5 protein-coding genes are annotated in these 9095 nt (G+C 64.5%); all 5 read left to right on the top strand.

Going from position 1 to position 9095, the window contains the following annotated elements:
• Window positions 1-407: 407 nt before the first annotated feature.
• Window positions 408-2579 carry a TonB-dependent receptor gene (locus tag ACVOKO_RS11485; protein WP_346499042.1) on the top strand — a complete coding sequence of 724 codons (2172 nt, stop codon included), beginning with the start codon at window positions 408-410 and terminating at the stop codon, window positions 2577-2579.
• A 210-nt stretch (window positions 2580-2789) separates the two neighbouring features.
• Complete coding sequence (locus tag ACVOKO_RS11480) at window positions 2790-4049, top strand: serine hydrolase domain-containing protein (RefSeq protein ID WP_346499041.1); 1260 nt, start codon at window positions 2790-2792, stop codon at window positions 4047-4049.
• Window positions 4046-4987 carry a ribokinase gene (locus ACVOKO_RS11475; protein ID WP_346499040.1) on the top strand — a complete coding sequence of 314 codons (942 nt, stop codon included), beginning with the start codon at window positions 4046-4048 and terminating at the stop codon, window positions 4985-4987. The genes ACVOKO_RS11480 and ACVOKO_RS11475 overlap by 4 nt, the downstream gene beginning before the upstream one ends.
• Before the next feature lie 36 nt (window positions 4988-5023).
• Entirely contained in the window at window positions 5024-7213 is a 2190-nt protein-coding gene (locus tag ACVOKO_RS11470) for a formylglycine-generating enzyme family protein (protein WP_346499039.1), read from the top strand.
• Window positions 7210-9066 (top strand): glycoside hydrolase family 127 protein, encoded by a 1857-nt coding sequence (locus ACVOKO_RS11465; RefSeq protein WP_346499038.1) that lies wholly within the window; start codon window positions 7210-7212, stop codon window positions 9064-9066. The genes ACVOKO_RS11470 and ACVOKO_RS11465 overlap by 4 nt, the downstream gene beginning before the upstream one ends.
• Window positions 9067-9095: the final 29 nt, after the last annotated feature.

Genomic DNA, 9095 nt, shown 5'->3' with positions numbered 1-9095 from the left:
ATGCTCGGCTGGAGCATTACCGGTAAGGCCTCTGCCGAGCATGGCTCGGCACTACAGATGGGGCTGCCTCTGCCGAGCATGGCTCGGCACTACAGGTGGGGCTGCCTCTGCCGAGCATGGCGCGGCACTACAGGTGGGGCTGCCCCCGCCCAGCATGGCTCGGCACTACCGGTTCAATTGCCAATCGCAACAAACCCTAGGCTTTGAACATACACAGGTGCGCTTCTATCCCGCCGGGGCGCCGCCTAGGCTTCGCCCAACGTCGGAGCTGCGCCCGACGCCCGCATCAGCGGGTGCTCAAGCCAGCAAACGACAGGATCAAAGGGGCGCTAGTCCCCACCGCTTTCTGGCGTTGTCGGCTCCCAGTCCGGTTGCGTCACACATTCAAACCTGGGGGAGAGAACAACATGATCAAGCCACTTACGGCCGCCATCGGCGCCGCGCTGCTCGCCAGCGCGATGAGCCCGGCCTTTGCGCAGGACGCCGCCACCACGCTGGACCAGGTGATCGTCACCGGTACCCGCACCCCGGTTGCCATCGACAAGGTGCCCGGTGCGGTCACCCTGATCAGCCCGGAACAGGTGCAGCGCACCTTGAACCTGACCGAAGACGCCACCGCCGTGCTCGCACGCATGGTGCCGGGCTATTCCGAATCCTCGCAGGCGATGAGCAACTCCGGTGAGACCCTGCGTGGTCGCGTCGCGCTGCGCCTGTTCGACGGCGTGCCGCAGGGCTCGCCGCTGCGCGAAGGCAGCCGCAACGGTACCTTCACCGATATGGGCGTGATCGGCCGCATCGAAGTCATCAACGGCCCGTCCGCCGCTGAAGGCATCGGCGGCGCCGGTGGCGTGATCAACTACCTGTCCAAGAACCCGGACGTGGCTGGCCACGAAACCACCGTTACCACCCGTTACAGCAGCCAGTTCAAGGACGACAGCGCGCAGTCCAAGATCGGCGTCACCCACGCCTTCAAGGGCGACGCGGTCGACTACCTGATCAGCGGCGCGTACATCGACCGTGGCATCTCCTACGACGGCGACGGCCGCCGCGTTGGCCTGAACACCTCCGGTTCGCTGTCCGATTCGTACAGCAAGAACCTGTTCATGAAGGGTGGCTACAACTTCGGCGAAGGCCAGATGCAGCGCATCCAGGCCAGCTACAGCAACTTCCACATCGGCGGCAAGCACAACTACATCCCGGTGGAAGGTTGCCGGTTTGATGCGGTCGAATGCCCGAACCCGACCACCAACACCGCTGAAAAGGGCTCGATCAAGGATTCGCTGGCCGAGTTCAACGATTTCGAACAATTTGCAGTGAAGTACACCAATGCCGATTTCTTCGGCGGCGACCTGAGCGTTGATGCGTACTGGGCCGAGCAGGCCATGCGTTACGTGCCCGAAGACGGCGATGACCGCCAGCTGGTCAAGCCGATGCTGCCGACCACCGAGCGCATCTGGGACCAGTCGGAAATCAACAGCGAGAAGAAGGGCCTGCGCTTCGGCTACGCCTACAGCGACCTGTTCAAGGTCGAAGGCCTGCGCCTGCGTGCCGGCCTGGACCTGGTGGAAGACACCGCCGAGCAGCGCCTGGCGCTGACCAACCGCCTGTGGGTGCCGCCGATGAAGTACACCAGCATCGCGCCGTACGCGCAGCTGAGCTGGGACATCGGCCCGGTGACCCTGGACGCCGGCGTCCGCCGCGAAGACGGCCAGCTGGAAATCGACAGCTACACCACCGTTGCCTTCCGCGACCACACCCCGGTGCAGGGCGGCAAGATGGATTACAAGGCCAACATGCCCAACTTCGGTGCGATCTGGCGCATCACCGACCAGTGGTCGGTGTTCGCTTCGTACTCCGAAGGCTTCGGCATCGCCAACGTCGGCATCCCGTTGCGCAACATCCAGGCCAGCAGCCCGTGCAAGGCCGTGTCCTGCATCGCCGATCTGCAGCCGCTGATCACCGAGAACAAGGAAATCGGCTTCAACTGGCGCGGCGCACAGGGCCAAGTCGGTGCCTCCGTGTACCGCTCGACCTCGGACTTCGGCTCCACCCTGACCATCGACAAGGCCACCGACGACTTCATCCTGACCCGCGCACCGGTCGAGATCGAAGGCTTCGAGTTGAACAGCGCCTGGACCTTCAACGAGCAGTGGAAGGCCAGCTTCCTGTACTCGCGCATCCGCGGCCAGACCCAGTACTACCCGGGCTCGGGCCTGAAGAAGGAAATGGGCATCCTGGACATCTCGCCGGACAAGGTGAATGCCTCGGTGACCTGGACCCCGAACGACGACCTGAGCGCAACCCTGGGTGTGAGCAAGACCTTCAGCCGCGACCTGCGTGAGACCTTCGTCAATCCGGCCAACAACGCGGTCTACAAGAACGAAGAGAACACCTATGGCTATGCGCTGTGGGACCTGAGCGTGAACTACGACATCGGCCGTTATGGCCAGCTGGCACTGGGCGTTGAGAACCTGTTCGACAAGCAGTACGTGTTGACCTGGTCGCAGCTGCCGGGCTGGCAGAACTACTTCTCCGGCCGTGGCCGGATGGTGTCGCTGACCCACACCTTCAAGTTCTGATCCATGTGTGACAGACGGCGCCACAGGCAACTGTGGCGCCGTTTGGTTTGATAGCTGTAGGAGCGGCGTCAGCCGCGAAACCAGGGCAACGGCCGCTCCCGCAGGGCCAGCAATTGCAGACACTTCGTAGCCATTACGCTTGCCTGCTTCGCGGCTGACGCCGCTCCTACAACGCTTGCTGCCCAAGACCCTGAAAACGGAGGCTTGCCCATGTTCCGCAACAACACCCGTAGCCACATCGCGCGTGGCCTGTTGCTGGGTGCAGTTGCCTGGTTGGCCTGCATCAGCAGCGCGCTGGCAGCCAACAGTGACCGCTGGCAACGCCTGGACAATTTCCTCGCCCAATCCACCAGCACCACCGGCTACCCCGGTGCGGTCGCAGTGGTGGAAGTAAACGACCGTACTGAATTCCACGGCCAGTGGGGCCATGCCGACATCGCCCGCACCCGGCCGATGCGCGAAGACAGCATCTTCCGCATCTACTCGATGACCAAGCCGGTCACCTCGACCGCGATCCTGATGCTGCTGGAACAGGGCAAGCTGTCACTGGACGATCCGCTGTCGCGCTTCATCCCCGCCTTCGCCGATCGCCAGATCGTGACCGGTGGCGATGCCGCACATCCGCTGCTGGCGCCTGCGCCGCGCGCGATCACCATCCGTCATCTGCTCACCCATACCAGCGGCTTTGCTGCGGATTCGGACGGGCATGCCGTCGCCACCGCATTGTTGAACCGCGCCGACGTCGACAGCGCCACCTCGCTGGAAGATGTCGCCGCACGCCTGGCGACGCTGCCGCTGGCCGATGCGCCCGGCACCCATTTCCACTACGAAGGCAGCAACACCGAGTTGCTGGCGCGCGTGGTTGAAGTCGTCAGCGGGCAACCGTTCGCGCAGTTCCTGGCACAGCACATCTTCCAGCCACTGGGCATGAACGAGACCGGCTTTGAGGTGGCAGCTAATCAACGCGCACGCGTGGTCGATCTGCCCACCAGCGCCAACGATGGCGCGCTGCACATCGCCGATACGCCGAGCGCTCGCACGCCAGGCGTGCGCCTGAAAGACTATGACAGCGGCGCCGGCGGCCTGTACTCCACCGCTGCTGACTACCTGAAGTTCGCCCGCATGCTGCTGGGCAATGGTGAAAGCAACGGCGTGCGCCTGCTCTCGCGCAAGACCGTGGATTTGATGATGGCCGACCAGCTCAGCGGCTTCACGCCTGCCATCCAGGGCTTCAGCGACGGCGAAGGCTTCGGACTGGGCGGTTATGTGGTTACCAACCCCGCCGTGCGCGGTCGCCTGGGCAGCGTCGGCCAGTTCGGCTGGTCCGGTGCGGCATCCACTTATTTCACCGTGGATCGCAGCGAAAAACTGATCGCCATCGTGCTGCTGCAATACCTGCCCGATGGCAAAAAGCGCCTGCCCTCGCTGGCCACCCCGTTCTACAACCTCGTTTACCAGGCCATTCCATGACCTCCACCGTTCTTGTCGCCGGCTCGGCCAATCTCGATTTCGTTGTGCGTGCGGCGCATGTGCCGGCACCGGGCGAAACCGTGCTCGGCCGTGAATTCCGCACCTTCCCCGGCGGCAAGGGTGCAAACCAGGCCGTGGCCTGTGCGCGTGCTGGTGGCACCGCCACGCAGATGCTGCTGGCGCTGGGCGCTGACGATTTCGCCAAGCCGATCGAGGCCTCGTTGAACGATGCCGGCGTGACGCTGCACACCGTGCGCGATGCACAGCTGCCTACCGGCACCGCTTTCATCTGCCTGTCCGATGATGCCGAGAACGCGATCACCGTCGCGCCGGGCGCCAACATGGCCTTGCTGCCCGCGCACCTACCGTCGCTGGACGGCGTGCAGTGGCTGCTGCTGCAGCTGGAATCGCCACTGGCCGCCGTGCAGGCCTATGCCGCCGCCGCACGTGCGGCGGGTGTAAAGGTTGCCTTGAACGCCGCACCGGCGCAGGTGTTGCCGGCCGAGCTGCTGGCGCTGCTGGACATGCTGATCGTCAACGAAGGCGAGCTGGCCGTGGTGGCCGGCAATCCGCCGGATCTGGCCAGCGGCCTGGCCCGACTGGATGTGCCCTGCGTGATCGTCACCCTCGGTGCGCGCGGCTGCATGGCGAGCATCGATGGCAAGATTCTGGTGCAGCCGGCGTTCTCAATTTCACCGGTCGATACCACCGCTGCCGGCGACACCTTCTGCGGCACGCTGATCGCCCGCTTGGCGCAGAACGCGCCGCTGCAACAGGCGCTGCTTGCCGCCAGCGCCGCTTCGGCACTGACCTGTACGCGCCTGGGTGCACAATCCAGTATCCCCGACCACGCCGAGGTGGAAGCGCTGCTGGCCGATGCCAGCCGCTTGCCCGGCGCCAACGCCCATGCCGCGCTTGCGGCATGGTGCGCGCTGTAACTGTTACGCCCTCCCCGTTTTTGTTGGATGACTGCCATGACTTCGCCCTACCCCGCACCCGATTACGACAACGATTCCCCCGATCACGGGCGTGAGGCGATCCATACCGAGTACAAGTTCTCGCACGTCACCACCGGCCGGTACCTGCCCACCCCGGGTAAGGCGCCGGCGTGGCCGTTCGCCGATATCGGCAGCTGGATGATCGATGCCAATGCCAGCGCCGCCGATTGGTTGACCGAGCTGAAGGACTGGCGCCAGGAACACCTGGTGCGCATCGGCTATACCGACGTGAACTACCGCCGCCCGGAACTGCAGTGGGCGCAGCGCAACTTCGTGCACGCGCAGATGATGGTCGAGGACCGTTATTTCTTCGACGTGGATACCGCGCAGTACACCGTCGACAAGTACCTGGACGATCTGATCGAACGCTTCGGCGGGCTGGACTCGGTATTGATCTGGTACATCTACCCGAACATCGGTATCGACGACCGCAACCAGTTCGACCTGGCGCATACGCTGCCGGGCGGCCTGGAAGGTTTGACCGCTGCAGTGAAGGCCTTCCAGAAGCGCGGCGTGCGCGTGTTCCTGCCCGCCAAGCCGTGGGATCACGGCACCCGTGACCCGGGCGTGACGCATTGGGACGGCCTGGCCGAGATCATCAAGGCCACCGGCGCCGACGGCATCAACGGTGACACCTTCAACGGCGTGCCGCGCGCGTTCTTCGACGCCTGTGACGCCAATGGCAACCCGGTGGTGGTGCAGCCCGAATCCACCATCAGCTCCGAAGAGCAGCTGATCTGGAACGTGCAGAGCTGGGGCAAGAAGGCACCCGATGGCCCGGTGCCGCCGGTGTCCAAGTGGAAGTGGCTGGAGCCGCGCCACATGGTCAATTACGAGAACCGCTGGGGGCGCAACCGCAACCACGACCTGCAATACTGCTTCTTCAACGGCATCGGCTACAACGCCTGGGAAAACATCTGGGGCATCTGGAACCAGTTCACCGCACGCGATGGTGAAACGCTGCGCCGCATGGCAGCAATCTATCGCCAGTTCCCCGCATTGATTGTGTCGATGGAGTGGGAGCCGTACCAGGTCTGCTACCAGGGCGGCATCTTCGCCAGCAAGTTCCCGGTCGATGGGCTGAGCCTGCACACCTTGATCAACCGCAACGAGTACGCGGTCAATGGCGAGCAGATCGGTCTGCCGCATGTGGACGGCACCCGTTACTACGATGTCTGGCACGGCGTTGAGCTGTCGCCTGCGCTGCGTGATGGCCTGGCCATCATCGAGCTGCCGATGGAAGCGCGCGGCTTTGGCGCAGTGCTGAGCGTGCAGCCGGGCGCTGCGGTTGAAGGACTGGATGCTTTCCTGATCGAAGCCGCCAAGCGCGCTGTGCAGCCGCTCAACAGCTTCTCCGGCGCATGGAAGGCGATCCCGCAGCAGCTGCGTGAGATCCCCGCCACGGCAGCGCAGGCGGCCGCGCCGGCCGGTATGGTCACCATTCCGGCGGGCGAGTTCGTGTTCGCCGTCGGCGGCATCGAGATCGAAGGCTTCAACTGGGCGGGCCAGGACGTGCAGTTCCCGTGGGAAGACTGCCCGCGTCGCCATCACCGCAAGCTGATGCAGATGCAGGCGTTCCATATCGATCGTCATCCGGTCACCAACGCACAGTTCAAGGCCTTCGTCGACGCCACTGCGTATCACCCGGCCGATGACATCAACTTCCTCGCCCATTGGGTGGATGGCGCACCGCGTGCCGGCTGGGACAACAAACCGGTGATCTGGGTGTCGCTGGAAGACGCGCGCGCCTACGCCGCGTGGGCCGGCAAGCGTCTGCCACACGAATGGGAATGGCAGTACGCAGCGCAGGGCAACGATGGCCGAACCTATCCGTGGGGCAACGACTGGGATCAAAGCCGCGTGCCGCAGGTCAACCGTGGCCGCCGCCTGCTGGCACCGGCCGATGTCGATGCGCATCCGCAGGGCGCAAGCCCGTTCGGCGTCGAGGATCTGGTCGGCAATGTGTGGCAGTGGACCGATGAGTTCAGCGACGAGCACACCCGTGCGGCGATCCTGCGTGGTGGCTCCAGCTACCAGCCGCAGACCTCGCATTGGTATTTCCCGCAGGCCTATCGCCTGGACCAGCACGGCAAGTACCTGCTGATGGCACCGGCCAAGGACCGCAGCGGCATGCTCGGCTTCCGTTGCGTGGTGGACGCGGCATGAGTGCGGCCATCACCATCGGCCAGCAGCTGATAGCACCTGCCTCGGTAAAGCTCGAGGGCATGTTCGGGCAGATGCTCGCGGCCAACCGCAGCGGCCGCCTGAGCCACTTCATCGTCGATGAAGCCAGCCCGTCGATCAGCATCTTCGGCCAGGCACACAAGCAGCAGAACCAGGAAGGCGACTGGTACGGCGAGCACGCCGGCAAGTGGCTGTCGGCCACCGCACGCGCAGTCGCACAGGGCAGCCAGCCCGAGCTGGAGGCCAATCTGCGCCGCGTCGCCGACTGGTTGATCAGCCAGCAGGACGATGATGGCTATCTGGGCAACTACGCCGCCGACCGCCGTTTCACCGTGCCGCAGCCGCCCAAGCCCGAGAGCTGGAACGGTGAGCCGGCTCTGCGCACCTGGGACATCTGGACCCACAGCTATCTGATCCTCGGCTTCCTCGAAACCTGGCGTGCGCTGGGCGATGACAGCTACCTGCAGGCCGCACGGCGCATCGCCGACCTGTGCTGGCAGGCGCTGGAATCGGGCATCGACATCACCACGCTGGGCAACCACCACGGCATGTCGGCGACGGTGCTGCTGGACCCGGCCGCCGACTTGTATCTGGTCACCGGCGAGCCGCGTTATCTGGCACTGGCCGAGAAGATCCTGCAACAGGCCAACGCCAACCCGCGCCTGGCCCTGCTCGACAAGGGCATCGCCAACGAAGACGCGGCCTTCATCGCCACCGGCAAGGCCTACCAGCTGTCGTGGAATCTGGTCGGCCTGGCCAAGCTGTACAAGGCCACCGGCAAGGCCGATTACAAGCTGGCTATCGACAATCTGTGGAACAACATCCGCGAGCAGCACCTGACTTTGGGTGGTGGCCCGTGGGGCGGCGTTGCGCATCGTTCGCGCGAGGTGTTCAACGCACCGCGCACGTTCTTCCCGCAGGCCTATGTGGAAACCTGTTCGGTGCTGGCGTGGATGCAGCTCAACCGCGAGCTGCTGGCCATCACCGGCCACGCCCGCTACGCCGATGAGCTGGAACGCACCGCCTACAACGACCTGCTGGCAGCGATGGCGCCAAATGGCGAGGACTGGTGCTATTACACCTTCCCCAACGGCAAGCGCGTGCACACCACGTATTGGCGCTGCTGCAAGTCGTCCGGCGCGATGGCAGTGGAAGAGCTGCCACAGATCGCCTATGGCATTGCCGCCGATGGTGGCTTGCGGGTGAACCTGTACGGTGCCGGCGAAGCGACCCTCAACCACGCCGATGCGGGCAAGGTGGTGCTGCAGCAGCAGACCCGCTATCCGTTCAATGGCGAGATCAGCCTGCGCGTCACCCCCGAGCACAGCACCAGTTTCGGCATCGGTCTGCGCATCCCGGCCTGGGCCGAAGATGCCCGCATCCTGGTCAATGGCGTCAATGTGCCGGTGCAGGTGGGCGCCGATGGCTACGTGCAGCTGCAGCGGCAATGGCAGGCCGGTGACCTGGTCAACGTACAGCTGCCGATGCAGCCACAGCTGCACCGTGCGGCCAATATCAACGTGCAGGAATCACGCGCACCGGATGGTTCGCCGGTGGCGCAGGAAGTGCTGCGTTGGGAATACGTTGGTCTCAGCTACGGCCCGCTGGTCTATGCGACCGGCTTGATCGATGGCTTCAAGACCGATGAAACGGTGAAGCTGCCCGCAGGTGATCCGGCACGTTGGCTGCAGGTAGGCGAAGACGCCGGTGAAGGTGCGACGGTGACCATGCAGCTGGAATGCCGCGCGCCGCTGGTGTTCGAGCCGTATTACCGCTGTGGTGGCCGCGAGCATGATGTCTGGCGCCTGAGCTGGCTGTCATTGGCACCGCAGTAAGCCTGTTGCCGCTGTCTGTTGCTCTGCAT

Source organism: Stenotrophomonas sp. STEN240, from assembly GCF_056756175.1.
This window is presented reverse-complemented; position numbering and strand designations above follow the sequence as displayed.